The organism is Pseudoxanthomonas sp. CCNWLY206-1 (genome assembly GCF_039710385.1).
Classification (GTDB): domain Bacteria; phylum Pseudomonadota; class Gammaproteobacteria; order Xanthomonadales; family Xanthomonadaceae; genus Pseudoxanthomonas_A.
The window spans coordinates 371847-398136 of record NZ_JBDKXI010000002.1 but is presented as its reverse complement, the minus strand read 5'-3'; the positions used below and the strand labels follow the sequence as shown (position 1 = coordinate 398136).

The 26290-nt window shown below is 61.4% G+C and carries 25 protein-coding genes; 7 read left to right on the top strand and 18 right to left on the bottom strand.

Translation table 11 applies throughout. The annotated features are described in order from the left end of the window. Positions 1–114: 114 nt before the first annotated feature. From AADW18_RS05955 to hda, 3 genes are read left to right on the top strand one after another with little or no spacing between them, the layout of a single operon-like run. Positions 115–1200 (top strand): DUF2066 domain-containing protein, encoded by a 1086-nt coding sequence (locus tag AADW18_RS05955; RefSeq protein WP_337342440.1) that lies wholly within the window; start codon positions 115–117, stop codon positions 1198–1200. A 21-nt stretch (positions 1201–1221) separates the two neighbouring features. Further along, positions 1222–2385 carry an AI-2E family transporter gene (locus AADW18_RS05950; protein ID WP_337342439.1) on the top strand — a complete coding sequence of 388 codons (1164 nt, stop codon included), beginning with the start codon at positions 1222–1224 and terminating at the stop codon, positions 2383–2385. Continuing rightward, a complete protein-coding gene (gene hda / locus AADW18_RS05945) occupies positions 2382–3104 on the top strand; it encodes a DnaA regulatory inactivator Hda (RefSeq protein WP_337342438.1) in 723 nt (240 codons plus the stop codon). The genes AADW18_RS05950 and hda overlap by 4 nt, the downstream gene beginning before the upstream one ends. A gap of 91 nt (positions 3105–3195) precedes the next feature. On the opposite strand, the gene murU is transcribed toward hda, so the two are convergent. From murU to AADW18_RS05925, 4 genes are all read right to left on the bottom strand, one after another. Further along, entirely contained in the window at positions 3196–3897 is a 702-nt protein-coding gene (gene murU / locus AADW18_RS05940) for an N-acetylmuramate alpha-1-phosphate uridylyltransferase MurU (RefSeq protein ID WP_337342437.1), read from the bottom strand. Continuing rightward, positions 3894–4907 (bottom strand): phosphotransferase, encoded by a 1014-nt coding sequence (locus AADW18_RS05935; RefSeq protein WP_337342436.1) that lies wholly within the window; start codon positions 4905–4907, stop codon positions 3894–3896. Before AADW18_RS05935 ends, murU begins: the two co-directional genes overlap by 4 nt. Before the next feature lie 208 nt (positions 4908–5115). After that, positions 5116–5382 carry a GlsB/YeaQ/YmgE family stress response membrane protein gene (locus AADW18_RS05930; RefSeq protein WP_342961436.1) on the bottom strand — a complete coding sequence of 89 codons (267 nt, stop codon included), beginning with the start codon at positions 5380–5382 and terminating at the stop codon, positions 5116–5118. 211 nt (positions 5383–5593) lie between these two features. After that, positions 5594–7084 carry a M20 family metallopeptidase gene (locus AADW18_RS05925; protein WP_337342435.1) on the bottom strand — a complete coding sequence of 497 codons (1491 nt, stop codon included), beginning with the start codon at positions 7082–7084 and terminating at the stop codon, positions 5594–5596. Between the two features lie 252 nt (positions 7085–7336). On the opposite strand from AADW18_RS05925, the gene AADW18_RS05920 reads away from it, so the two are divergent. Then, positions 7337–7678 carry a helix-hairpin-helix domain-containing protein gene (locus tag AADW18_RS05920; protein WP_337342434.1) on the top strand — a complete coding sequence of 114 codons (342 nt, stop codon included), beginning with the start codon at positions 7337–7339 and terminating at the stop codon, positions 7676–7678. 289 nt (positions 7679–7967) lie between these two features. Continuing rightward, positions 7968–8561 carry a HutD family protein gene (locus tag AADW18_RS05915; RefSeq protein WP_337342433.1) on the top strand — a complete coding sequence of 198 codons (594 nt, stop codon included), beginning with the start codon at positions 7968–7970 and terminating at the stop codon, positions 8559–8561. A gap of 293 nt (positions 8562–8854) precedes the next feature. Here the strand turns inward: AADW18_RS05915 and AADW18_RS05910 are convergent, their stop codons facing one another. The 14 genes from AADW18_RS05910 to AADW18_RS05845 all read right to left on the bottom strand — a co-directional run bounded on the left by AADW18_RS05910 (position 8855) and on the right by AADW18_RS05845 (position 23161). Then, on the bottom strand, positions 8855–10495 hold the full coding sequence (locus AADW18_RS05910; RefSeq protein ID WP_337342432.1) for a sulfite reductase flavoprotein subunit alpha: 1641 nt from the start codon (positions 10493–10495) through the stop codon (positions 8855–8857). Beyond that, positions 10492–11487 carry an FAD:protein FMN transferase gene (locus AADW18_RS05905; RefSeq protein ID WP_337342431.1) on the bottom strand — a complete coding sequence of 332 codons (996 nt, stop codon included), beginning with the start codon at positions 11485–11487 and terminating at the stop codon, positions 10492–10494. Before AADW18_RS05905 ends, AADW18_RS05910 begins: the two co-directional genes overlap by 4 nt. Before the next feature lie 51 nt (positions 11488–11538). Beyond that, the gene (locus AADW18_RS05900) at positions 11539–12345 is read right to left on the bottom strand and encodes a DUF4198 domain-containing protein (RefSeq protein ID WP_337342430.1); all 807 of its coding nucleotides are present in this window, start codon (positions 12343–12345) and stop codon (positions 11539–11541) included. A 19-nt stretch (positions 12346–12364) separates the two neighbouring features. Continuing rightward, positions 12365–12883, bottom strand: coding sequence for a DUF2271 domain-containing protein (locus AADW18_RS05895; protein ID WP_337342735.1), 519 nt, complete (start codon positions 12881–12883; stop codon positions 12365–12367). 43 nt (positions 12884–12926) lie between these two features. Beyond that, positions 12927–13544, bottom strand: coding sequence for a PepSY-associated TM helix domain-containing protein (locus tag AADW18_RS05890; RefSeq protein ID WP_337342734.1), 618 nt, complete (start codon positions 13542–13544; stop codon positions 12927–12929). Positions 13545–13567: 23 nt separating this feature from the next. Next, a complete protein-coding gene (locus tag AADW18_RS05885; RefSeq protein ID WP_337342429.1) occupies positions 13568–14254 on the bottom strand; it encodes a Fe2+-dependent dioxygenase in 687 nt (228 codons plus the stop codon). A gap of 64 nt (positions 14255–14318) precedes the next feature. Further along, positions 14319–16613, bottom strand: a complete 2295-nt coding sequence (locus AADW18_RS05880; protein ID WP_337342733.1) for a TonB-dependent siderophore receptor — start codon at positions 16611–16613, stop codon at positions 14319–14321. Between the two features lie 185 nt (positions 16614–16798). Further along, positions 16799–17131 carry a non-heme iron oxygenase ferredoxin subunit gene (locus tag AADW18_RS05875; RefSeq protein ID WP_337342428.1) on the bottom strand — a complete coding sequence of 111 codons (333 nt, stop codon included), beginning with the start codon at positions 17129–17131 and terminating at the stop codon, positions 16799–16801. Further along, the gene (locus AADW18_RS05870; protein ID WP_337342427.1) at positions 17128–17667 is read right to left on the bottom strand and encodes a GNAT family N-acetyltransferase; all 540 of its coding nucleotides are present in this window, start codon (positions 17665–17667) and stop codon (positions 17128–17130) included. The genes AADW18_RS05875 and AADW18_RS05870 overlap by 4 nt, the downstream gene beginning before the upstream one ends. 106 nt (positions 17668–17773) lie before the next feature. Further along, complete coding sequence (locus tag AADW18_RS05865; RefSeq protein ID WP_337342426.1) at positions 17774–19045, bottom strand: cysteine desulfurase; 1272 nt, start codon at positions 19043–19045, stop codon at positions 17774–17776. After that, positions 19042–20298, bottom strand: a complete 1257-nt coding sequence (sufD, locus tag AADW18_RS05860; protein ID WP_337342425.1) for a Fe-S cluster assembly protein SufD — start codon at positions 20296–20298, stop codon at positions 19042–19044. The genes AADW18_RS05865 and sufD overlap by 4 nt, the downstream gene beginning before the upstream one ends. Continuing rightward, a complete protein-coding gene (sufC, locus tag AADW18_RS05855) occupies positions 20298–21062 on the bottom strand; it encodes a Fe-S cluster assembly ATPase SufC (protein WP_337342424.1) in 765 nt (254 codons plus the stop codon). Before sufC ends, sufD begins: the two co-directional genes overlap by 1 nt. 155 nt (positions 21063–21217) lie before the next feature. Beyond that, positions 21218–22687 (bottom strand): Fe-S cluster assembly protein SufB, encoded by a 1470-nt coding sequence (gene sufB, locus AADW18_RS05850; protein ID WP_337342423.1) that lies wholly within the window; start codon positions 22685–22687, stop codon positions 21218–21220. A gap of 15 nt (positions 22688–22702) precedes the next feature. Further along, entirely contained in the window at positions 22703–23161 is a 459-nt protein-coding gene (locus AADW18_RS05845) for an SUF system Fe-S cluster assembly regulator (RefSeq protein ID WP_337342422.1), read from the bottom strand. A gap of 225 nt (positions 23162–23386) precedes the next feature. Between AADW18_RS05845 and AADW18_RS05840 the strand changes: the two genes are divergently transcribed. Beyond that, on the top strand, positions 23387–23854 hold the full coding sequence (locus AADW18_RS05840) for an SET domain-containing protein-lysine N-methyltransferase (RefSeq protein ID WP_337342421.1): 468 nt from the start codon (positions 23387–23389) through the stop codon (positions 23852–23854). A gap of 160 nt (positions 23855–24014) precedes the next feature. Further along, positions 24015–26243: a DUF5916 domain-containing protein gene (locus AADW18_RS05835; RefSeq protein WP_337342420.1), complete on the top strand. Its 2229-nt coding sequence runs from the start codon at positions 24015–24017 to the stop codon at positions 26241–26243. Positions 26244–26290: the final 47 nt, after the last annotated feature.

Here is a 26290-nt window from a genome sequence, read left to right as displayed (position 1 = left end):
GCGCGATTTTAAAGGAATCCGTCACCGAATCGCGCCGGCATGAACAGATGACGTTGGCGCTTGGGCGTCATTCGAGCAACAATTCCCCCGATTAACACGCTCTTAGGACGGTCGATGCGCCGGATTTCAGGTTTCGCCCTCGTTGCTGTTCTGCTCTTCACCGCCACATCGCTTGTGACTCCTGCCGCCTGGGCGCAGTCGGATCTGCGGACCGAAGGCGATGCCGTAGCCGCGCGGGGCATCTATCAGGCCGAAGTGCCGGTCAACAGCCAGGGCGAGGCGGAGCGGAGCAGTGGGTTCGCCCGCGCACTGGGAGCGGTGCTGAGCAAAGTGTCAGGTGACCGCAACGCCATGGGTCGGCCCGGCGTGGGCGCGGAATTGCGCAACGCGAAAAACTACGTCGATGGCTATGACTATCGCCAGGACGATGGGACTTCGGCCACCGGCGCGCCGACGTTCCGTACCATGCTGATTGTCCGCTTCAAGCCGGACGACGTGAACGCGCTTGCGGGTGCGCTGGGGTTGCCGATCTGGCCACAGCCGCGTCCGAAGCCGGTGGTATGGCTGGCCATCAACGACGGCAGCGGTCCGCGGCTGGTGGGTCTTCAACAAGCCAATGCGGCACGCCCGCTGCTCAACCGCGCCATCGAGCGCGGCTTCAGCCTGGGACTGCCGAGTGGCAACGCGGCCGAACAGGTGCTGGTCGGTGCTATCTGGCGACAGGACAGCGCGGCGGTCGCACGCGCCTCGTCGCGTTACAGCCCGCCGATGCAACTGATAGGCAAGCTGTACCGCGACAACGGCGGCTGGACTGCGGATTGGGTATTCGTCGACGCCGGCAAAGTGCTTGCCACTTGGTCGACCAAGGACGCCGATGCGCGGCGCGCGATGGCCTCCGGTGCCGACGGCGCTGCCGACGCGTTGATAAAGCGCTATGCCAAGCGTGGCGCAGCGGGCCAGCCTGGGACTTATCGTTTGATTTTCAACGGCGTGGACAGTGCGGACGATTACCTGCGACTGATCGGCTATCTCCAAAAGATGGCCGTGGTGCGCAAGATCACGCCAGTACGCGCCAACGGCAATTCTTTGGAACTGGATCTGGAACTGCTGTCGGGCCTGCCTGGTTTCCGCCGTATGCTGGGCGACGATGCGCCCTTCGCCGGCGGCGAAGGCGAGCCGCCGGTTTATCTACTCAAGTAACGCTACCGGAACCAACAGCCGATGGATCTTTCTCCTACCCCTGTAGGCACGCTGGCTCGACGCTGGCAATGGCTGCTGATCGCGGCCATCGCCGGTTGGCTGATCTGGCTGCTGGCGCCTGTGCTGACGCCCTTCGTGCTGGCGGCATTGTTGGGATGGCTGGGCGATCCGTGGGTCGACCGGCTGGAACGCGTTGGGCGTTCCCGCACCACATCGGTCGTGCTGGTGTTCACGCTGATGATTCTGTTGTTGGTGCTGGCCATGGTGATCCTGGTGCCGATGATAGAGCGGCAGATCGTCACCCTGATTGACTCACTGCCGACGTATCGCGACTGGATCGTCCAGCGTGCGCTGCCCTGGGTGGAACAGCGCACCGGGCTGGAGTTGGTGGCTTGGCTGGACCCGGAGCGGCTGACCGAGTGGGTACGTGGTCATTGGCAGCAGGCTGGCGGCGTGGCCGCCACTTTCTTCGGCTACCTGTCGCGTTCCGGATTCGCGATGATGGCGTGGGTCGCCAATCTGGTGCTGTTGCCTATCCTGACGTTCTATTTCCTGCGCGATTGGGACAAGTTGGTCGAACGTGTCGCCGCATTGATACCGCGCGACCATATCGCCATAGCCACGCGATTGGCTCTGGAATCCAACGACGTGCTGGGCGCCTTCCTGCGTGGACAGTTCCTGGTGATGCTGGCGCTCGGCGCCATCTATGCCATTGGCTTGTCTGTGGTGGGTCTGAAGCTGGGCCTGCTGATCGGCATCATCGCCGGCCTGATCAGTTTCGTTCCGTACCTGGGAACGGCCACCGGCATCGTATTGGGCGTGATAGCGGCCTTGGTGCAGTCCGGTGGCGAGTGGAATCTGGTTGCTCTGGTGATGGTGGTGTTCGTGGTTGGACAGATGCTGGAAGGCTACGTGCTGACACCGCGCATCGTCGGCGACCGCATTGGCCTGCACCCGGTGGCGGTGATCTTCGCCATCATGGCGGGCGGGCAGTTGTTCGGATTCCTCGGGATGCTGCTGGCGCTGCCGATAGCCGCGGTGGCTAATGTAATGCTGCGCTATGCGCATGAACGCTATACGCAAAGTCCACTGTATGCCGGCGAGCGTTCGGCCATCTTGCTCGATTCGTTCATCGATAGAAAAGCGGTTGATGAAGCGCAGCCGCAGGAACCGGAAAACAAGTGAGTCGCAGCCCCCATTCGGCACCAGGCGTCACTCCGCAGTTGCCGCTGACACTACGGTACCCACCCGACCAACGCTTCGACAGTTTTGTGGCGGCGCCGGAAGCCGTATTGGAGCAGTTGCGCCTGCTGGCGGAGAATCCCGGCGCCGATTGGCTGTACCTTGCCGGTGCCGCGAAGACTGGCAAGACTCATCTGGCGCTGGCGCTGTGCGCAGCGGCGGAACAGGCCGGAAGGCGCGCCGTGTACTTGCCGATGGCCGCGGCTGCGGGGCGTACGCATGAAGCGCTGGAAGCACTGGAAGGCAACGACGTGATCGCCCTGGACGGACTGGAGGCCGCTGCCGGTGCACGCGACGACGAAGTAGCGCTCTTCGATTTCCACAACCGTGCCCGGGCGGCCGGGTTGAACGTGCTTTATACCGCGCGCGGCGTGCCCGACGAGATTGGGCTGACGCTCCCTGATTTGCGCTCGCGGCTGTCGCAATGCGCGCGAGCGGTGCTCTCGCCCCTGGATGACGATGGCCGGCGGGAAGTGCTGCGTGATCGCGCCCAGCGCCGGGGACTGGTACTGGAAGAGGCTGCCATTGATTGGCTGCTGACCCGCACCGAGCGCGACCTGGGACATCTGATCGGGTTGCTCGAAGTGCTGGACCGCGAATCGCTGGCAGCGCAGCGGCGCGTCACGGTGCCGTTCTTACGGAGCGTGCTCGAGGCGCGTTGAGCGGCGCGGTTGTTCCTACAAAGACGCCAAGGCTGCTGCCAAGACGGGTCGATATTCAACATAGGATATCGGCTCTACAACGGTAAGCCGCCTACACCGCAAGTTCCTTGTTCAACTGCGCCAATCGCTCGGGTGTGCCAACATCGGTCCAGCGCCCCGCGTGGTGTTCGCCGGTGGCGCGCCCTTGCGACATGGCATGGCGCAGCAATGGCGCGAGCTTGAAACGGGGCGGGTTTTCGTCGGCGCCTGGAACATTGCCGATCACTTCGCGCCAGGCCTCGAATAACGTCGGGCGATAAACGCCGATACCGGAGAAGGTGAACCGCGGTTCGCCACTGGCGTGCAGCACACCTTGTGAGTCCAGCGAAAAATCCCCGTGAGGATGGTGGGGCGGATTTTCCACCATCACCAAGTGCGTATCGCCGACTAGCTCAGATGGCAACCGGGAAAAATCAAAGTCCGTCCAGATATCGCCGTTGACGGCGATGAAAGCTGCATTGCCCAACAACGGCAGTGCGCGGAACATACCGCCGCCGGTTTCCAGGGGAGTCGGGCCTTCATAGGAATAGTGCAGGCGCAGGCCCCATCGCGAACCGTCGCCCAAAGCTTGCGGGAACTGATCGGCCAGCCAACTGGTGTTGATGACCACTTCGTCCACGCCGACGGCCGCCAATTTTTCCAGATGCCAGGCGATCAGCGGTTTGCCGCCGGCTTCCAGCAAGGGCTTGGGAGTGCGATCGGTCAGCGGACGCATGCGCTCGCCCAAGCCTGCGGCGAAGATCAAAGCTTTCATGCCTTCGCCTTGGCTTGCAAGGCGGGTTTGATTCGGGATTCCATCAGTTCCTGCAACGCCCTCAATTCCGGATAGCGCGGCAAAACCTCATCCAGATAGGTAATGAAACGCGGAATGTCCGGCAGGTATTTGGTCTTGCCATCGCGGTAATGCAGCCGCGAGAAGATACCCATGATTTTCAGATGCCGTTGCACACCCATCCAGTCGGCATCGCGCTGGAATATCTTCAGCGAAGGTACCGGCAAGCCGGCTTGTCGCGCACGCGCGTGGTACTGCGCCAACCAGCCGTCGACTCGTTCCAGTGGCCAACTGAGGAAGGCATCCTTGAACAGGCTGATCGCATCGTACGCAACAGGTCCCCGCACGCAATCCTGGAAATCCAGCACGGCAGGGCCAGGCAGCACAGGCATCAGATTTCGCGGCATGTAATCGCGATGGGTCATTACGCGCGCCTGCGACAAAGCGTTGTCCATCATGCGACGCTGTACCAATTCAAGCCGGTCGATGTCATCGCAATTCAGTTCGAGGCCCAAGTGGCGGCGCAGAAACCATTCTTCGAACAATCCCGCGTCCCGCTGCAGCAGCGCTTCCCCGAACTCCCCCATGTCGGCGGGAGGCTCGATAGACTGCAAACGCAGCAGTTGTTCGATGGCCGCGTCAAACCATTCATCGGCGGTGTCTGGTGTCATGACCTGCGCGAGCGTAGGGCCACCCAGGTCTTCCAATAGCAGAAAACCGGCATCGACATCGCGTGCCAGCACCTGTGGTACCCGTACTCCACCGGATTCCAGCAAGTCGCGCATTCTCAACCAGAGACGTACGTCATCTTGCTCGGGGGGCGAATCCATTACGATTCGACTAAGCCCTGTTCCCAACGTGCGCCAGTAACTGCGGAAGCCCGCATCCACCGATGCCCGTTGCAGGAGCACGCCATCATCGTCAAGCGCCGTACGCGCCCAGTTCAGGCGGGCGGCTTCACGGTGGTCGATGTCTTGAATTTGGGCTGTCATGCAATTGGCGACCTAGTGTCACATTAAGAGGCACAGATTAAACCGCCTTCATTGTGCGTTGCGAGCATGGCTACTTAGGCTGCCGATTTCGAGGCGTCGAAAGATGAAAGAAGCGAACATCGGTAAAGGCTTCTGAAAGCGAGCGCAACACGCCACGTTCGAAAAAAAGCCCCGCATCGCAGGGCTTTATGTCAAAACGAACCGACTGTCAGGTTTTCTTTTTCACCATGCCATAGATAACGAGCAGGATGATGGCGCCAACGACCGAGGCGATGAAACCTGCCGGCTCTTCAGGCCCATACCAGCCCAAGGCGCCGCCGAGAAACCGCGCGAGCAGCGCGCCGGCAATGCCGAGCACGATGGTCCAGAGGAGATTGAGCTTGTCGTTGCCGGGCTTGATCGCGCGTGCGAGCAGGCCGGCGAGAAAACCGATGAGCAAGGTCCACAGGATACCGCCACCAAATATCTGTTCCATCTGAACGCTCCGATGAGGAAGTGGGGGGCGGCGACAGCCTAACCCATGCTTGGCGTCATGTCCCGCCGGTACCCGCCTGGCTGCTGGGTCCGCGGTCGACCTTGGCGTATGTAAACAAGCGATTGAGACAACACTGCTGCGCAGCGATCATCTGGCGGCGGAAGCTCCAGAGGAAGGAGCTGGCAAACGACACCAGCCCCGTATTTCTCGATCAACAGCAGCCGTGGTCGCCGTGCTGGTCGCCGCCGGCCACCGCCGCCACGCCGGTGGTTTCGCCACGTAGGCTGGCGGCATGGTGATCGGCGATCACCCGCGCCACACAGGCAGTGACTTTCTTGCCCATGGGAATGTGCAGGAATTCGTTAGGGCCGTGCGCGTTGGAATGCGGTCCCAGAACGCCGGTGATCATGAACTGCGCGCCTGGGAATTTTTCGCCCAACATGCCCATGAAGGGGATGGTTCCGCCTTCGCCCATGTACATGGCGGGCGCGCCGAAGAACTCGCGGCTGGAGGCGTCGATGGCCTTTTCCAGCCAAGGCGACATCGCAGGCGCGTTCCAACCCGTGCTGGCTTTCTCCAGGTCGAGACTGATCTTTGCGCCATTCGGCGGATCTTTCTCCAACAGTTCCTTCAGCAGTTGCCCGGCCTGCTTGCCGTCCAAAGTCGGCGGCAGGCGCAGTGACAGCTTCACCGACGTGAAGGGGCGTAACACGTTGCCGGCAGATGACAACGCGGGCAGGCCATCCGCTCCGGTGACCGACAACGCAGGGCGCCAGGTGCGGTTGAGCACCAATTCGGTCAGGTCTTCCGCCATCGGCTTCATGCCGGGCAAGAAGGGAAACTTGTCGAACACGGCGGTATCGAGCACACGCGCCGCTTCCGCTGCTTGGGTCAGGCGGTCGGCGGGGACTTCCACTCGCAAGCCGTCGGGCAGGATGCGGCCGGTGTTTTCGTCCTCCAGCCGTGACAGCAATTGCCGTAGCAGGCGGAAGCTGGAGGGCACCACGCCGGACGCGTCGCCCGAATGTACGCCTTCCTCCAGCACCTTGATGGTGAGATTACCGCCGGCCAAGCCACGCAAAGAGGTGGTGCACCACAGCTGGTCGTAGTTGCCGCAGCCCGAATCCAGGCAGACCACCAGCGAAGGCTTGCCGATGCGGTCTGCCAGATGGTCCACGTAGGCGGGCAGGTCGTAACTGCCGGATTCTTCGCAGGCTTCGATCAGCACCACGCAACGGGCATGAGGCACGCCCTGTTGCTGCAAGGCTTGGATGGCCGCCAGTGAACCGAAGATCGCATAGCCATCGTCGGCGCCGCCACGACCGAACAGCTTGTCGCCCTTAAGCACAGGCGTCCAAGGGCCCAAATCACTGTCCCAGCCGGTCATCTCCGGTTGCTTGTCCAGATGGCCGTAAAGCAGCACGGTATCGGCGCCGGTAGCGGAGTCCGTGGCGGGGATCTCGATAAAGATCAGCGGAGTGCGGCCTTCCAGGCGCACCGTTTCCACTTGCATGCCGGGAATGGCCTGGGCTTTGGCCCAGCTTTCCATCAGCTTTACCGCATCTTCCATGTAACCGTTGGCAACCCAATCCTTGTCGAACATGGGCGACTTATTGGGTATGCGGATGTATTCGATCAGCTGGGGGACGATGTCGTCGTCCCATTTTTCGGCGACGTAGCGATCGGCCTTGGCGATGTCCATGGAAACTCCATCATGTGCTGCTAGTGGTAGCCCGACATTCTACGCTCCGTGCGTGTAGGACTTTTCCTACACGCAGCAACGGGCTTTCCCGGCAGTTTTTCCGGGGCCCCAGCGATATCTTGACGGCGTCGGGCAATGGAGACTGATCACACCGGCAAACGAGTCCTCTCGGTTGCCGGCCAGCGATAAGGCCTGGGGCCTAATCGCGAAAGTATCCAGTCAAGGATTTCCATCGCCACAAGGAGAGTTGTTGTGAAAACGTTCGTCAATTTATTCAAAGCCGCCGCTCTGTCGCTGTTGTTGGCCTCCAGCGCCTTCGCCGCCGACAAGGTCGACATCAACACTGCCGATGCGGCTGTGCTGGAAACCGCGCTGGTCGGCATCGGGCCTGCCAAGGCGGCAGCCATCGTGGAGTACCGCAAAACCAATGGGCCGTTCAAAAGTGCTGAGGAGCTCGCCATGGTGAAAGGTATTGGTTTGAGAACCGTCGAGCAGAACCGTGAGCGCATCGAATTACGCGTTACCGCATCGGGTGCAAAACCTGCGGCGGCCGCCCCAGCGAAGGCCGCGGCGGCACCAGCGACCAGACGCTAAAAAATCCCGGACCGCGGGCCACGCAGGATGCTAGACCGAGGTAGAGAGGGGTAAGGACACCAGGGGAGCAGGCTGGGAGCCGACATGGATGTACTTATTGCGTAGGAAGCGCAGGGGTAGGAGCAACACAGGCACGCGCTGCCTGAAGAGGCAAGGAGCTAACACGGAAGTACCCATCGCCCGGATACGCACTGTATCCGGGCGATATTCTTTTCAGCCGTCAAAGGTTTGGAGCCGGCGAGGAGCGGTTTAGAATTGCGGTTGCTCTTTTGTCCTGCCAGGGCCAGAAATGTCAGAAGTTTCCCGGGTGATTCCGGCCAACGAGTACCAGCGCAGCCGCTGGAAAAACGGCCTGGGCTGGACCCGTGAAATCGTCCGGGTTCCTGATGGCGACCACTGGGACTGGCGATTGTCCATCGCCGAAATCGAACGCGATTCGGAGTTTTCGATTTTTCCTGGCATCGACCGTGACTTGGCGTTGATCCGCGGCAATGGGTTGCGGCTGAGATTTGGGGATGGCGAGGTAGCTGAGCTGGCACCGCCGCACGGTCGTTTTCGTTTTGCTGGCGAGCGTGTAGTGACTGGCGAGCTAGTGGATGGCACGACCCATGATTTCAATTTGATGTGGCGCAGGGGCGTGATCGAGACAGAGCTGCTGCATCGGCCGCTGGTCGGCCCCATGTTGTTCTTCGTGGAGCCAGGTACTCACTGGGCGATTCATCTGCTGAGCGGCCAAGCGGAGTTCGATGCTGATTCCGGATTGCCGCCGCTCTGGACCGGTGATACCGCTTTGCTTATCGGTGACGCTGGGCGCAGGCGTTACGCCTTGCAGGGCGGTGGAGAACTGCTGGCGATACGTATCCGAGAGGTGGAGCAGGAATAGTCCGTAGTGTCGTAGAGCGGACCTTGCTCCGCTGCTTTTGCTCTTGGTTTTTCCAACCAAGATGTTCGCACTCACGTGAAGAGCAGTGGAGCAAGCTCCCCTCTACGAGAAGTGCTTTTATGGCTATTCGCTATCGCCTGCCGTTGCGACAGCATCACTGCCTTTAGTTCAGGTCTATCGCGGGGCGCGCCATTGCGGCGGCCTCATTGCTACTGAGTCGGTGTTCACATGGGGCGCAGCTCCGCTCTACGAGAGCGGCACCTCAGAATATGCTTCTGGTGAAGATATCTGCATCAATAAACATCCCGCCGGTACCGACCTTCCAATAGCAGCTGCTCCACCCCTTCCTGTCCCAGGATTTCGCGCAAGGCGGCATCCACACCAGGCGCCATTCCAGTCAGGCTCCCGCAGACGTAGATCGCCGCACCTTCGGCTACCCACTCACGCAGCTCGTCCGCCGCTTGCCGGAGCTTATCCTGCACATAGGTGCGTTCTGCCGAGTCGCGTGAAAACGCCAGATCAAGGTGTGAAAGCAGCCCATGGGTGTGCCATTCCTTGATCTCTTCGCCATAGAAGAAGTCGCGATCCGCATGGCGCTCACCTAACAACAGCCAATTGCGGGTGGCGCCGGTAGCGATACGCGCCTTCAGATGCGCACGTAAGCCAGCGATGCCGGTGCCGTTGCCGATCAGGATCAGCGGACGTGAAGGCTTTGGCGGATGGAAATTGGCGTTAGGACGAACGCGCAAGGCGATGGTGCCGCCGACCGGTGCTTCGTTGCACAGCCAACCGCTGCCCAGGCCGGGCGACCCATCCGAACGCAACTGCAGCCGGACCAGTAGATGCAGCGCACCATCCTCCGGTAGCGAAGCGATGGAATACTCACGATGTGGTAGCGGTTGGAGATTCTCAGCGATGTTCTGCGCGTCGTAACCGATTCGCGCTCCCGCCGGGGGCAGATGCGAACGAGCCAGTAATTCCGCGAGAGATTCGCGACGGCCATCGCGCTCGATCGCGATCTCTCCGTCCAACCCCCGCGCCTGCAGCCACTGCTCGACCATATGCGATGCATGGCAGGGACCAATTTCAGCGATGTCGCCGGCCTGCCAACGCAAGGCCGAATCATCGATTGGGCGTATCGCCAAATGGAAAGCACCGCCGCCCGCACTGCCGGGATTGAGTTGCCGACGCTCGATCAATGTCCAGTCTTCGTATCGCGGCGGAGTCCAATCGGGAAACTCGCTGGTATCGCCGAGTTGGCTGAGGTGATGCTGCCAATGCCGTAGGGCGCTTTCATCAGCATTATCGACTTCGACGATATCGAACAGCGATTGCGCGCCATGCTGGCGCAGCCAGTCATCGAGCTGGTGGCCAAAGCCACAGAAGCGCTCGTATTCACGGTCTCCCAATGCCAAGACCGCATAGTGCAGCGACGTCAGCGACGCTGGCTGGCCCATGACGTTGCGCAGAAAAGCGAGGGCGTGGTCGGGCGGGTCACCCTCGCCGGTGGTGCTGACGACGAATAACGCGCGTTCGGCGGAAGAAAGCGCTTGAGCATCAATATGGTCAATGCCGCACAACCTGATCGCAACGCCGGCCTGCCGCAGCGACTCGGCCGTGCGTTCGGCCAACGCTTGGGCGAATCCGGTCTGGCTGGCATAAACGACCAGCACGGGTGATTCGTTCGTTTCGGCATAATCCGCGGTTGCATCGTGACGCGGTGCGCGTCGACCCACCCGATCGCAGAAGAATAGATAAGCCACCAGCGCCGCCGCCGCGATGAACCAACGTTTGGCACGCGGTGCGGCGATCCACCAATCGGCGTTGGCGTTCCAACTCAGCAAAGCCAATGCTATCGCTATCAACGAAAACAGGATCAGCGCGTTGCCCAGGGCGGCCCGGCTTGGACGAGGCATGGCGAGCGAATTGGTCATGCGGATCGGGCGTTCGTGGACAAATGGGCCTCGAATCGCGAGGTCATCCGTTCTTGCAGGCTTTCATCGCCGCGAATGAGGAAGCGAGCTGCGAGATTTTGTTGTTCGGCAAAAGAAAACCCATCGTCCGCGCCCATCACGGTCAAAGCGGTTGCCCACGCATCAGCACGCATTGCATCGGCCGCAATCACCGTGACGGCAGCCGGGGCATGTGCCACCGGCAAGCCGGTGCGTGGGTCCAATGTATGCGAGTAGCGTTGGCCACTCTGTTCGAACCGATGCCAGCGATCGCCTGACGTGGCGATGGCGAGATTATCCAGATCGATCACGCGCGGCACGACGCTCTCGGCTTCTTCGTCCGGTGAAGATTCCACCAGCACGCGCCAGGGTTCGCCGTCCGGCTTCCGGCCGTAGCCATGGAGTTCGCCACCTACTTCGATCAGTGCGCTGGTGATGCCGCGCCCGCGAAGGAATCGTGCGACACAGTCCACCCCGTATCCCTTGGCGATTGCAGAAAAATCCAATTGCAGGCCACCGGGTTGCAACAGGCATCGACCGTCTCCAGTCGCGAGGCGCCTCCAACCAACACGCGCCTGAGCGGCCGATAGCACGGCGTCATCCGGGACGCTGCGGGCGGCGGAGCCGGCACCAAATCCCCAGGCCGCGACGAGCGGCCCTACGGTGGGGTCATAGGCGCCGCCGCTAGCCCGTGCCATCTCCAAGGCGCAGCTCAGCACTTCCCAGAATTGCTCCGGCAACGTGTGCCAGGTGCCGGCGGTGGCCTGATTGAAACGAGTGATGTCCGAATCCGGCTCCCAGGTACTCATCTGCGCAACCACGTCGTCGAGCTGCACCTGGATACCCGCATGCAATGCATGCGAATCGGTACGCGCCGGCGCAACGAGCTTCACGCTCCAGGACGTGCCCATGGTATGGCCGTAGAGCGAGTGAATCGTGCCGGCGGTGGCGGGGAGGGAGGAAGAGGAAAGCATAGTGGTCGGCCATTCCCCCTCCGCAGTTGCGGAGAGGGAGCGCATCGCTATTTACTGCGGCAGCACTTCCAAGGTAGCCACGTAGCTCAGCCGGCGCTGCTTGGCTTGCGGCAGTGAAGTCTTCGCGTCTTCGGTGCTTGTTTCCAGCCAGTACATGCCTGCTTCCGGCCAGGTCACACTGAATTCGCCGTTGGCGTCGGTAGTGACTTTGATCTCTTCCTGCGCATTGCGGTAACGGGTACCGCCGCGGGTGATTTCGAATTCCAGGCCGGCCGCGGGCTTGCCGTCCAGCAGCAGCTTGAACTTCGCTTGCTCGCCAGCGAATAAGTCATTGGGATGGGTGGTCGGTACCAGCTCCAATCCCGCGCCGGTGGCCTTCAATGCGGTTTCGTTGGGCGAACCGTTGGTGACGAAGGTTTCCACCCGACCGAGCGATTGCGAGATCTGCAGGTTCTTGGCGTCCTTCGGTACTTCAGTGGCAAAGGTGGCCGGCGTGCCGCGCCAGCGCTTGGGCTTGCCGTTCTCTTCCCAGCTGCCGAACAAACCACTGTTGACGGTCGCGATCCGGTACGTACCCGATTGCTTCAATTCGACATCGAAGACCGTGCGGTATTTTCCGGTCGCTAGGTTCTGCGCTTCCACGTGGCTGCCATCCGGTGCCGTGATGACCAGTCCTTCCGAGCGCAGTGGAACGTGGTTGAAATAGAACAGATCGTTGGAGACCGCTGCATCCACGGTGATCCAGGGATTGTTGCCGGCAATCACCGTCTGCGACGGTAGCAGCCAGGCTTTGTGCGCCAGCGCGGACAATGGAAATGCTGTGGCAACCGCCAAGGCAATGGTGAGTGAACGCTTCATCAGAAATCTCCAGCTCAGGTCAGGGTTTGACGATCAGGTTGACGGCGCCAAGTTCGGCGTTGCCTTGGGCTTTGCCCGATTGCGGTGCTTTCTTTGCTGGCCAGGTGAAGGGAACCTTCAATAGTTCGCGGCCACCCACTTCGCGTACGGCTTCCACTACCAGCGTGTATTCGCCCGGTGCCAATCCCGCCAGCTGCGGCTGCGAGTCGGTGAAGGAAAGCGCATGCTTGCCCACGGGCCTGGTCGGACCAGTCACGCCATCCACCGGCACTTTCAATGTGCGGCCGGACTTGCGCCACCATTGCCGAAGATCGGGCAACCACTTGGTGCCATGGCCCTCGGCGCTGTCGCGCTGCTGATACCAGACCGATAGATTGGCGGCGACCTTTTGATCGGCGCCTTCCAGGTAAATGGCGACGTACGGCCGGTGGTATTCGGCTACGTTCAACTGCGGTATTTCAACGCTGATGTCGAGCTGAGCGGCATAGGCCGGCATCGTCAGCAGACCGCTCAAGGCGATGGTCAATGTGGTGTGAATGATGGTCTTCGACATGGGAGCGCTCGCGATCAATGGGAATTTTTTAGTGGATGAGCAGCAGCGCCAGCAGCAGCGGCACCAGCAACCCCAGGCCGACCATCGGCCAGGTCATGCGGCGCTGGCGGGCATGCAACTGCAACAGCAGCAGGCCGGTAATGCAGAACACCAAACAAGCCAAGGCGAAAACATCCAGGAACCAGCTCCACGCGGGTCCAGCGTTGCGACCCTTGTGCAGATCATTAAAGTAGGAAATCCAACCGCGTTCGGTGCGTTCGTACTCCACTTCGCCGGTGTCTCGCTGGATGCTGAGCCAGGCGTCCTCGCCGGGCGTGGGCATGGACAGGTAGATTTCCGTTTCCGACCATTCCGCCGGGCGCTCGCCGATGGCGATGGATAGTTCATCACCCAGCCACGTGGCGACGGAAGGCGGCAATGGCGCGTTGCCTTCCTTGGGCTCTTTCAGTTCGACGGCCAAGGGGGCAGGCAACTGCGTGGTCCGCTGTGTGACCTCGGGTTGTGCTTCGATACGGCTGGCATGATTCAAGGTGATGCCGGTGGCGGCGAACAGCAGCATGCCGATCAAACACACCGCGGAACTGATCCAATGCCATTGATGCAAGGTGCGCAGCCAGAAGCCTCGACGTTGCTGGCTGGACGACATATCGGTTTTCAGCGTTCGCGAGCTCACACTTCGGCCCATTCCCGCAGCAGGTTGTGGTAAACGCCTGTCAGCTGCACCAGCGCAGGGTGCTCAGGCACATCTTGCGTCAGCCGGCGGATGGCAACATCCATCTGGAACATCAGCCGCCGATGACCGTCATCGCGCAGCATGCTTTGCATCCAGAAGAATGAGGCGAGCCGCGTGCCACGAGTAACAGGAGCGACCCGGTGCAGGCTGCTGCCGGGATACAACACCAGATGGCCGGCCGGCAGCTTGACGTTCTGAGTGCCGAAGGTGTCCTCGATGATCAATTCACCGCCGTCGTATTCGTCGGGCGCGCTGAGGAACAGCGTGGCGGACAAGTCAGTGCGGATGGGTTCCGCTCCTCCCCGGCTACGGTCGTAACGCACGGCGTTGTCGACGTGATAGCCGAACGATTGTCCGCCGCTGTAGCGATTGAACAGCGGCGGATAGATGCGCTTGGGCAATGCCGCCGAGAAGAACGTGCTGTTGCGCGATAGCGCTTCCAGCACCACCGCACCCAGCTCATGCGCGACCGGCGAGCTTTCCGGCAACTGCGCATTGTCCTTGGTCTTGGCCGACTGATAGCCGGCGGTGATCCGACCGTCCGCCCAATCGGCGGCATCCAGTTGAGTCCGGGCCTGAGCTACTTGTGCGGCAGTCAGTACATCGGGAATTTGCAGCAGCATCGGATCATCCTTCCTCGCCAAGTCTGCCTATTCTGCATGGGCAGACCCTCGTCTTGCCTGGAGACTAAAACCGGAAAGTGGCGGTCAGTACCACCGAACGCCCCTCACCCGGAATGGCCCATCCGCTGCCGGCTGTCACCACGCCTGTCGCATTGACCGTAAGGTTGTTGCGAATGCTGGTGTAGTACTCCTCGTCGAAAAGATTATTGACGTTGAGCTGCAAACCGATGCGATCGCCGATCTGGTAACCGACCATGGCGCGGTGCACCCAATACGCGTCGGTCTTCAGATAAGCCGGCGTGTTGGTGTTGTTGGGATAGAACGCGCCTTGGTAGGTAGCGCCGTAGCCGAAGGTCCATGCGCCTAGCTCATAGGTGCTCCACAGGCTGGCCGAGTGGCGCGGCGTCTGCGTCAGCTGGCGCCCCTTGACCGGATCGGAAGCGCCATCGGCAGCGTTCTGCAGCACTTCGCTATCGAGGAAGGTGTAGTTGGCGAACACGGCCCATTCGCGAGTGATGTTGCCTGCAGCGCCCAGCGCAACGCCGTCAACACGCGCCTTGCCATCCAGTACCTGTTCCGGTTGCAGAGGATCGGCGCTGGCGACTTTGTAGTTCTGCCGCTCGTTGCGGAATAGGGCGGCAGTCAGCGCCAGGTTGTCCAAGATGTCCCACTTGGTACCCAGTTCGACGTTGACGGCGGTTTCCGGATCCACGTTGCACGTGACGGCCGAGCATGCGCCGTTCACTGATGTCTTGGACGGCGTCTTGCTATTGGCATACGACAGATAGACGCTGGCGTCTTCTACCGGCTTGTAGACCATTCCCGCACGGTAAGAGAACAGATCGTCTTCATTCTCGAATACGGTGCTTACTCCGGTGACTTGCCCGATCGAGCCAGGCGTGGTCGACACGGCGTAGTTGACCGTATCGCCTTCGTTGTGCTCGTAACGCGCGCCCAGGTTCAGCAACCACTTTTCACCGAACTTCATAGTGTCGAAAAGATAGACGGCCTGATTGCTCAAGCTACCCTTGCTGCGGCTGGTCCTGACATAGTTGGTTGGACCGGTCCAGACGTTGTAGGGATTGTTGAAGTCTTGCAGTGGATAGGCACTGTTGTTGTCGGGAAGTGCACTGCCATCGGCATTGCGGAAGCCGTTGCCGCTATCGAGCTCGAAGTCTTCCTTGCTGAAGGCCAAGCCAGCGACCAGATGATGTTCGACGGTGCCGGTATTGAAGAACGCCGTCAGGTCGGTCTGGCTGTGCGCGATGAAGTTTTCGGTGTCGCGTACCAGGCCGCGTGGGCCGCCGGTAGGCGACCATGTGCCCGGAGGTTGGACCGTACCAGCTGGAACGCCAGGGCCGACCGGCAAGGTTGCGCAGGCGCCGCCCGTGTACGGATTCATGCCGTTAGCTAGGCACCACGTTCCCTGCAATGCCGTCGCGTTGGTGTATTGCTCTACGCGTTGCAGGCGGCCCAGGCTGCGCAGGCGCAGGTTGTCGCTGAAATCCATTTCGAAAACGCCGGTCAGCATATCGACATCGATCTCCTGCCGCGACGTATTGCGATAGCCAAAGTAGGTTTCCGGATCAACGCCCGGCAACGGACCGTCGTTGAACGGGCTGAGCGCGAAGGGCACGCCGTATTGCGGTGTGTTGTTGTCGTGCTGGTGCAGATAGCTGAGGGTGAAGCGCGTATCCGATCCCAGGCCGAACGCGATCGACGGCGCGAAACCCCAGCGGTGCTTGAATTCTTCGTCGCGTCCGGGCACGTCCTGGCTATGGCCCATCGCGTTCAGACGCACGGCCACGCCGTTCTCAAAATCGAAGTTGCTATCGGCGGTGACGCGACCGTACTTGTCGCTTCCGGCGCCAATAGTGAAGGTACTGGAATCGCCCTCCCGCGCAGCCTTGCTGACCAAGTTGATATTGCCGCCCACTGAGCCCGCGCCCGACATGGCCGAGTTGGCGCCGTTGACCAGCTCGATGGCTTCCAGGTTGAAGACGTCGCTACGGGTGTACTGGGCGCTGTCGCGCACGCCGTCGGTGGTGATGTCGCTGCTGGCGGTGAAGCCGCGCAGGTTGATGCTGTCTCCGTAGCCGCCACCACCTTCGCCGGCGCCAAAGGTGATGCCGGGCAGGGTGCTAAGCACATCGCGCAGGCCGATCAGGTTCTGCTGATCCATGACCGCCTTGGTCACCACGGTGATCGTCTGCGGCGTGTCCACCAGCTTTTCCGTGTACTTGGGCGAGCTGGCTTTCTGCACCTGTTCGCCCACCACTTCCACGGCATCCAGGTTCTTGGCGTCGTTGGCACCAGCGGCACTGGCTTCGGCAACGGGAGCGGCATGCGCGGCGCACATGGCCAGGGACAGCGCCGCGGCCAGAGGCGTGAGAGCGAGGGATTTTTTCGACATGGTCTCGGGCGTTCAAAATGGCGGCAGCCAGGGAATGGCGCCGTAGCCCGTACATGCTAATGATAATGATTCGCGATTACAACACAATGTTTACAATCTAGCGAAACGGGAAAGACGGCCTGCGGGCCCTTTCAGTCCCGGTCGTCGCGGGTCCAGACGCCGCCGTGTTCCAGCTTTACCGGGAACTTGGGTACCGGCGAGTAGGCCGGCGCACACAGCGCGCGCCCGTTCCGAATGTCGAACTTGGCGCCGTGCAAGACGCACTCGATAGTGGCGTCTTCGGTGTCGAAATGTCCGGGCGACAGCTCGAATTCCTCGTGGCTGCAGCGATCTTCCAGCGCATAGAGGTCCCCGTCGTAGTTGAATACCAGGATGGGAACGCCGGTCACTTCATCGAAGACGGTCCGCATCTCGCCAGGCAACAACTCACCCGTGGCGCAGACGAAGGTCCAGTTTTCGCTCATGCGTCCGTCTCTGGCAGCTGCTTTTCCAGGATTTCGAAGCGCAGATCGTCGCGCTTGGGAATGCCGAAGCGCTCGTCGCCGTAGGGAAATGGCTTCTTGATGCCAGTGCGGGCGTAGCCCCGGCGCTCATAGAAGGCGATCAGTTCTTCGCGAACATCGATGACCGTCATCCGCATGGCGGACAACCGCCATTCGTCGCGGACGATGCGCTCGACTTCGTTCATCATTATTTTGCCCAGGCCGCCGCCTTGCTGATCGGGCCTGACCGAGAACATGCCGAAATAGCCCGCGCCGTTTTCTTCTGCGATGTGGGCGCACGCCAGCATCGCGCCATCGCGTTCGGCGATCACGATGCGGCTTTGCGGTCGTTCGATATCCTGGCGAAGCACCTCGGGATCGATGCGCTGGCCTTCCAGGAGGTCGGCTTCAGTGGTCCAGCCTTGCTTGCTGGTTTCGCCGCGGTAGGCGGAGGTCACCAGTTCGACCAGGGCAGGGATGTCCGCGAGCGTCGCGGGGCGGAAAGTAAGTGTGCTCATGGGGGCGATATTACGGAAAACAGGCGCCCACCTGTAGCGTGCGCTGTGCGCACGTCCATGGAATCCCGCATATGGCCATCGTGCGCACAGCGCACGCTATTGATGATCAGGCCAGCAGACTGCGTGCTTTCTTCAGGGCAACGACGAACTGCTCGATCTCTTCATGCGTGTTGTAGAACGCAAACGACGCACGGCAGGTGGCGGCCACGCCAAAGAACTGCAGCAGCGGGTGCGCGCAATGCTGGCCGGAGCGAATGGCGACACCTTCCAGGTCCAGCAGCGTCGCCAAGTCGTGCGCGTGCGCGCCTTCTATCAGGAAGGAAATCACCGCTGCTTTTTCCGGCGCGCTGCCGAAGATGCGCAGGCCGTCGATCTTGCCGAGTTCTTCGGTCGCGTGGGCCAGCAGCTCAGTCTCGCGCGCTTCGATGTGCGCCATGCCCACCGATTGCAGGTAGTCCACGGCCGCGCCCAAGCCGATGAAGCCGGCGATATTCGGCGTACCCGCTTCGAACTTGTGCGGTGGATCGTTGAACACGGTGCCTTCGAAGCAGACTTCCTTGATCATCTCGCCGCCGCCGATGAAAGGCGGCATGGCCTGCAGATGCTCGCGCCGGGCCCACAGTGCGCCGGTGCCGGTAGGGCCGCACATCTTGTGCCCGGTCAACGCGTAGAAATCGCAGCCTATCGCCGCAATGTCCACTGGCCGATGCGGCACCGCTTGCGAACCATCGACGACGGTGGCGATGCCACGCTTGCGCGCTTCGCGGCAGATTTCGCGCACCGGATTCACCGTGCCCAGCACGTTGGAGACGTGTGCGACGGCCAGCAGCTTGACCTCTGGCGTCATCGCCGCATAAAGCGCACGCAGGTCCAGCGAGCCGTCGGGACGTATTTCGGCGACGCGAATGCTGGCGCCGGTGCGCTGGGCAACCAATTGCCAGGGCACGATGTTGGCGTGATGCTCCATCCGCGAAACCAGGACCACGTCGCCGGCTTTCAAGCGCGGCAATGCCCAGGAATAGGCGACCAGGTTGATCGCGAATGTGGTGCCGCTGCACAACACCAGTTCGTCCGGGCGGACGTTGAGGAACTGCGCTAACTTCTTGCGTGCGCCTTCGTAGGCGTCGGTCGCTTCCGAGCCCAGTGTATGCACGGCGCGACTGACATTGGCGTTGTGCAGGCGGTAGAACGCGTCCACGGTCTCGATCACCGAGGCAGGTTTTTGGCCGGTGTTTGCACTGTCCAGATAGATCAGCGGCTTGCCGTGAACCTCGCGGGTCAGCAGCGGGAAGTCGGCGCGTCTCTGGCTCCAGTCGACCAGGCAATCGCCTTCCGCGTGAACAGGCGCCGATAACGGTTTGGCGATAAAAGAAGTCATGCCGGATCCAACTGCTCGAGGGCGGCGTCCACTTGCGACGTCAGCAGCGCGAGCGTGTCAACGTCCTCGATCGTGGCCAATGGCTCACGGCAGAACGCGGCGGTCAGCAGCCGTTGCGCGTCGGCTTGGGGCAGGCCGCGGGAGCGCAAATAGAACAATGCATTGGGTTCCAATTGGCCGACCGTCGCGCCGTGAGCGGCCTTCACTTCGTCGGCGTGGATTTCCAGTACCGGCTGGGTGTCGATCTCGGCGTTGTCGGACAGCAACAGATTCTTATTGGACAGCGAGGCATCGGCGCCGTCGGCACCTTCCCGGATCAGGATGCCGCCATGGAATACGACGCGGCCGCGACCCGCGCCCAGTCCGCGCCAAGTCAGCTCGCATGATGTGTCCCGCCCGATGTGATCGATGCCCAGGCGCGTATCGATGTGGCGGCGCCCGCCGGCCAGCAGTACACCATTGGCAGTCAGTTGGGCGTTGTCGCCTTCGAGCCGGACGTTGAGCTCGTTCCGCGACAACCCGCCACCCAGCTCCAGATCGACCCGGCGGTACTGCGAATGACGGGAAAGCACGGCATCGGTGCGCAACAGCGACGTAGCGCGATCGCTTTCGTTCTGCGCGCGTGCATGCGTCAGCTGCGCATCTTCCGCCAGATGGACGTGAGTCAATGCATTGATGAGGTGCGCGTGTGCGCCGACTGCCAGATGATGTTCGACCAGCGTCAGTTGTGCGCCTTCGCGCAGCTCGATCAGGTTGCGTAGGTGCCACGCGCGGTCCGCGCCATCTTCCGCACCGATGAAGACAAGATGCAGAGGCCGGTCGCCGACAATGCCGGCTTCCGCTCTCAGCAAGACGCCTTCGCTGGCCAGCGCCGCGTTGAGGCGGGCGAACACATCCTCGCTGCGTTCGAAACGCCGGGCGAGAAAGCGCGCGATATCGCTCTGGTCGGCTTCCGAAAGCAATTGCACGCTGACGCCAATCGGCAGATGGGTCGTATGCGACAGCGGCACCGAATAGCGGCCGTTGACGAAGACCATGCGCGGGGTCGGAATGGTGGCCAACATCAGTGGATCGATGTCGGGCACGGTATCGACCGTAGCGAACCGGCGTCGTTCCAGCGCCCGCAATGAGGTGTATTTCCAAGCTTCGTTGCGCGCACCGGGCAACCCGTCGCGCAGCGCTTCGTCCAGCACGCTGCGGCGCCCAGCGTCGCCGTTGAAACCTTCCGCCAGCGATTGCAGCAGAGCGTTCATTACGCAGCCTTCTCAGGTTCGACGCGATCCTTCAGCCACGCGTAGCCATGCTGCTCCAGCTCAAGCGCCAGTTCGGGTCCACCAGACTCGACGATGCGGCCATCGGCCAATACGTGCACCACATCGGGTTTGATGTAGTCCAGCAAGCGCTGGTAATGGGTAATGACGAGGAACGCGCGATCCGGCGAACGCAATGTGTTGACGCCTTCGGCGACGTTCTTCAGCGCGTCGATGTCCAGGCCGCTGTCGGTTTCGTCGAGGATGGCGAGCTTGGGTTCCAGGACGGCCAGCTGGAAGATCTCGTTGCGCTTCTTTTCGCCGCCACTGAAGCCTTCGTTGACGCCGCGATGCAGCAGTTCGTCCTTCAGGTGCAGGACGGCAAGTTTTTCGCGGACCAGCTTGAGGAACTGCATGGAATCCAGCTCGCCTTCACCGCGCGCCTTGCGTTGCGCATTGAGCGCAGCGCGGAGGAAGTAGGTGTTGTTGACGCCGGGGATTTCCACCGGGTATTGGAAGGCCAGGAATATTCCCGCGGCAGCGCGCTCTTCCGGCGCCAGCTCAAGCAGGTCCCGGCCTTCGTAGCTCACCGTGCCGGCAGTGACTTCATAGCCCTCGCGCCCGGCCAGGATGTTGCCCAGCGTGGATTTGCCGGCGCCATTGGGACCCATCACGGCATGCACCTGCCCGGGCTTCAGTTCCAGCGACAAGCCTTTGAGGATTTCCTTGCCGGCAACGCTGGCGTGGAGGTTTTCGATCTTGAGCATTTCATTCTTCCGTAGGGCGGCTCTTGACCCGCCGCTGTTACTTGTTGACGCGATGAGATCAATCCCGCCGCTGTTATTTATTCGTGCTATGGCGGGTCAAGACCCGCCCTACATCAGCTTCGGGCGTGTTCTTCCCCGCAAGCGGGAAAAGAAGATCAGCCCACCGAGCCCTCCAGGCTCACTTCCAGCAGCTTCTTGGCTTCCACCGCGAATTCCATCGGCAATTCGCGGAATACCTGTTTGCAGAAACCGTCAACGATCATGCTGACCGCGTCTTCCTGGCTGATGCCGCGGGCGCGGCAGTAGAACATCTGGTCGTCGGAGATCTTCGAGGTGGTGGCTTCGTGTTCCAGCGTAGCGGTCGGGTTCTTGACCTCTATGTAGGGGAACGTATGCGCGCCGCACTTCTTGCCGATCAGCAGGGAATCGCATTGGGTGTAGTTGCGTGCGTTGCTGGCGTTGCGGTCGATCTTGACCAGGCCGCGGTAGGTGTTCTGGCCATGGCCGGCGCTGATGCCCTTGCTGACGATCTTCGACTTGGTGTTCTTGCCGATGTGGATCATCTTGGTGCCGGTGTCGGCCTGCTGGCGGTGATGGGTCAGCGCCACGGAGTGGAATTCGCCCACCGAATCGTCGCCCAGCAGCACGCAGGACGGATACTTCCAGGTGATGGCCGAACCGGTTTCCACCTGCGTCCAGCTGATCTTGCTGCGTGCGCCACGGCATTCGCCGCGCTTGGTGACGAAGTTGTAGATGCCGCCGCGGCCTTGTTCATCGCCTGGGTACCAGTTCTGCACGGTGCTGTACTTGATCTCGGCGTCTTCCAGCGCCACCAGTTCCACCACCGCTGCATGCAGCTGGTTCTCGTCGCGCATTGGCGCCGTGCAGCCTTCCAGGTAGGACACGTAGCTCTTGTCCTCGGCGATGATCAGGGTGCGCTCGAATTGGCCGGTATGACCGGCGTTGATGCGGAAATAGGTGCTCAACTCCATCGGGCAGCGCACACCCTTGGGGATGAAGACAAAGCTGCCATCGGAGAACACCGCTGAATTCAGCGCGGCGAAATAGTTGTCGCCGGTGGGCACCACGCTGCCCAGGTATTGCTTGACCAGCTCGGGGTACTCGCGGATGGCCTCGCTCATCGAGCAGAAGATGACGCCTTTTTCCGCCAGTTCCTTGCGGAAAGTTGTGCCGACCGAGACCGAATCGAACACCGCGTCCACCGCCACGCCCGCCAACTTGGCGCGCTCATGCAGCGGCACGCCCAGCTTGTCGTAGGTGTCCAACAGCTCCTGCGGCACTTCATCCAGTGAGGCGTACTTGGCCTTGGGCGCGCTGTAATAGCTGATGGCCTGGAAGTCGATCGGCGCGATCTTCAGCTTGGCCCAGTGCGGGACCGGCATGGTCAGCCAGTGCCGATACGCGGCCAGGCGCCATTCGGTCATCCATTCCGGCTCATCCTTCTTGGCGGACAGCGCGCGGACCACGTCCTCGCTCAAGCCGGGCGGCAGCGAATCGGATTCGATGTCGGTGATGAAGCCGGCGTCGTACCGGCGTCCCAGTTGTTCCAGGATTCCGGCGTTCTTGGTGGGAGCGTCTTTAATGGGGGCTGCTTCGGTGGCCATTGGCTGCCTACTTGTTCAACGCGTGGCGACGCGCACGGCGATAGGGCGTCGTCGCGTGTCGTCACTAGGGGAAGGGGAGCGCAGCATCTGCGCCAGGGTCACGCCGCGCAGGGCATCGGCGACCACGTCATTGATCAACCGCCAGTTGGCGCGGGCGCCACACTGGTGGGCGATGCCGCAGTGGCTTTCATGCTGGCTGCATTCGGTCATCGCCAGCGGCCCTTCCATGGCCTCGACGATCTCGATCAGGGTGATGTCGGCTGAATCGCGGCTCAGTCGGTAGCCGCCATGGACGCCGCGCAGGCCCTCGACCAGTCCGGCCTGGGCCAGGGGCTTGAGCAGCTTGCTGACGGTGGGCGTTTCCAGGCCCGATTGTTCGGCCAGCTCGGCCGCGCTCAGCACCTCGCCTGGCCGGGCTGCGAGCACGGTCAGGACCACGGTGGCGTAGTCGGTCAGCTTGGTGACGCGAAGCATGGCGGGGCAGGACTCCTAAAGCGTACCGAAATTGTACGCTTTTGAAGCCGTCCGGCCAAGCCGCCTGGTTCTGGGTGAAGTTGGCGTTCACCCCGTGGTAGCGAAATCAAGGCGGCGCTTGCAGCGTTTGGTCGTAGGAATTCGATGCGGGCGGCATTAGGACTTGGGATCGGGCGCGGACTAAGCGAGAATCCCCGGCTTACGCTCACTCCCCTCGGAAGCCGCATGCCCCGCAAGATCGAAGCCAGAAAGTCCGACATCCATGGTAATGGCGTGTTTGCCATCGCGCCGATCAAGAAGGGTGAGCGGGTCGTCGAATACAAGGGCAAGCGACGCACGCATGAGGAAGTGGACCAGGATGACAGCGGCGATGCCGAGTCCGGCCATACGTTCCTGTTCACGCTCAATGACGAATACGTTATCGACGCGAATTACAAAGGCAACAAAGCCCGCTGGATCAATCACAGCTGCGACCCGAATTGCGAAGCGGTGATCGAGGAGCACGACGGCAAGAACCGCAAGAAGGACAAGGTCTTCATCGAAGCCATCCGCAACATCAAGGCGGGCGAAGAGCTGACCTACAACTACGGCATCACGCTGGAAGAAAAGCACACCGCCCGCCTGAAGAAAATCTGGGCCTGCCGCTGCGGCAGCAAGAAGTGCACCGGCACCATGCTGCAGCCGAAGAAGTAACCGGCTTCAGTGTGGCGCAACGCCGGCGCCAGCCCTGGGGATTTTCGGGTGGGATGCCGCGGTAGGGAAAAAGGTTTGCATGACTAACGCCAGTCGGTGATCGCCCTGGTCTGGCGTAGTTTGCGCGTCAAGCGGGCGTGGGCCCCAATGGAGTGGGTTGATGCGTAAGGTTTTATCCGTCTTTTCCATCCTGGGGATGGCCTCGGCGCCGGCGATGGCTGTCGAGGTCGATGGCCGGGTGGATTCCACCGAGTGGCAGGGCGCCCGGCAGGTCACCGACTTCCGTAAAGTGCAGCCGCTGACCGGAACGCCGGCCTCGCAGCCGACGGAAGCGTGGATACTCGCCACGCCGGATGGCTTGGCGATCGCCTTCAGAAACGTCCAGCCCGCTTCCGTGCAGCGCACCCGCCAACGGGTACGGCGCGATTTCGACGAGCAGGTCGACCGGGTCAACCTGATGGTCGATTTCGATGGCGATGGACGCACCGGCTACAACTTCACGGTGTCTTCCACTGGCGGCATCGCCGACGCGGTCATCACCAACGAAAACCAGTTCAACGACGACTGGGACGGCAACTGGCGGTATGCGGTCAGCGAGGATGCCGACAGCTGGTCGGTGGAGATGTTGATCCCCTGGTACATCGCGCCAATGCATAAAGCGGACGGCGATCAGCGATCCATGAAAATCTATCTGGACCGGGTGATCGGCTCGACCGGCGAGCGCTCCGCGTGGCCGTTGGCCAGCTATGAACGCCCGCGCTTCCTGTCCGATTTCCACCTGGTGGAGATGCCGCACTACGAACAGACGTTGCTGGCCGTCACGCCCTATGTTTCCGGTCTGTACGACAACGTTCGCAGCCATGCCGATTACGAAGGCGGCGTGGATGTGCTGTGGAAGCCGAACGGCCAGTTCCAGATGACCGCCACGGTCAATCCTGATTTCGGCCAGGTCGAAAGCGACGATCTGGTAGTCAATTTCAGCGCCACCGAAACTTTCATCAGCGACAAACGCCCATTCTTTACCGAGAACCAGGGTTTGTTCGAATACAACACGCCGTCTGACGACAGCCAACTGCTGTACACGCGGCGCATTGGCGGCCCGGCGGACGATGGGAATGGCGCTGGCGATATCACCGCGGCGGTGAAGGTCAACGGCAGCCTGGGGCAGACCAAGTACGGCGTCTTTGCTGCCGATGAGGCCGACGAGGTGGGGCGCTCCTTTCGCGCGCTGCGACTGGTGCGCGACTTCAGCACCCAGAATCTGGGCCTGATGCTGACCCAGGTCGAGCGGCCGTATCTGGACCGCGAGGCGACGGTGCTGGGCATGGACCACGACTGGCGCCCGACCGCGCGCTGGAATATCCGCACGCGCATATTCGGCAGCGAAATCGAACAGTGGGGCGACACCACGCGCGACCTGGGTGCGACGGTCTGGGCTGACTACGAAATGGATCGCGGCTGGCGCCAGCAATGGATCGCCATGCATTTCGGCGACGAGTTGCAGATCAACGATGCCGGTTATCTGTCGCGCAACAGCACCAACTACCTGCATTGGGACGTGAAGAAGCGATTCGCGGAGCAGCCGGAAGCCTCGCGCTATTCCTCCAAGGAATGGCGTTGGCGCATCAGCAGCAACCACAACAATCACGGCGAAAAGCTTAGCGATCAGTTCCGCATGAGCCGCGAGAGCCGGTTGCGCAACGGCAGCTATGAGTATGCTCAGATCAACATCAACAGCGCCGGTGTCGATGACCTGCTGACGCGCGGCAATGGCTCAGTGAACTTGCCGTGGCGCTGGAATGCGTATTTCGAGTACACCCGGCCGCGCAAAGGCAGGTGGGCACACGAGGTCTATGCCGATCTGATCACCGGCGGATTGGCTGGCAGCCGCAAGGTCGGCTACGCCCTGGAATACGAAGCGACGTACTTCGTCAGCGACGCCTTCAGTGTGTACGGCGGCGTGTACGCGGACCTGACCCCCGATTGGCTGGTATGGCAGCGAGAGAACCTGATCGGCAGCTTCAAGGGCCGCGAGTGGCATGTCAGTGCCGGGTTGAACTGGAACATCGGCAGCAAGCAGGAATTGCGCGTCAAGCTGCAAGCCCTCGCGGTGGACGCGGACGCGTTAGGCGCGTATCGAGTGGCATCGACGGGGGACGCCATTGCCAGTGACGATACGATCGATGATTTCAGCCTGAGCAATCTTGGCTTCCAGGTCCGATATCGCTATGAACTGGCGCCGCTTTCCTATTTGTATGTGGTGTATGGGCGCGGTGGCTTCGATAGAAATGACTATTCGGACGACGTAAGTCAACTGTTGAACGACAGTTTCGAGCTGCGCGACGACGAACAATTGCTGGTGAAGCTGAGTTATCGCTTCGAGATATAAGTGGCGTCACGTGGACATCGCGAGTGTCGGCCACGCGGCGGCCGACC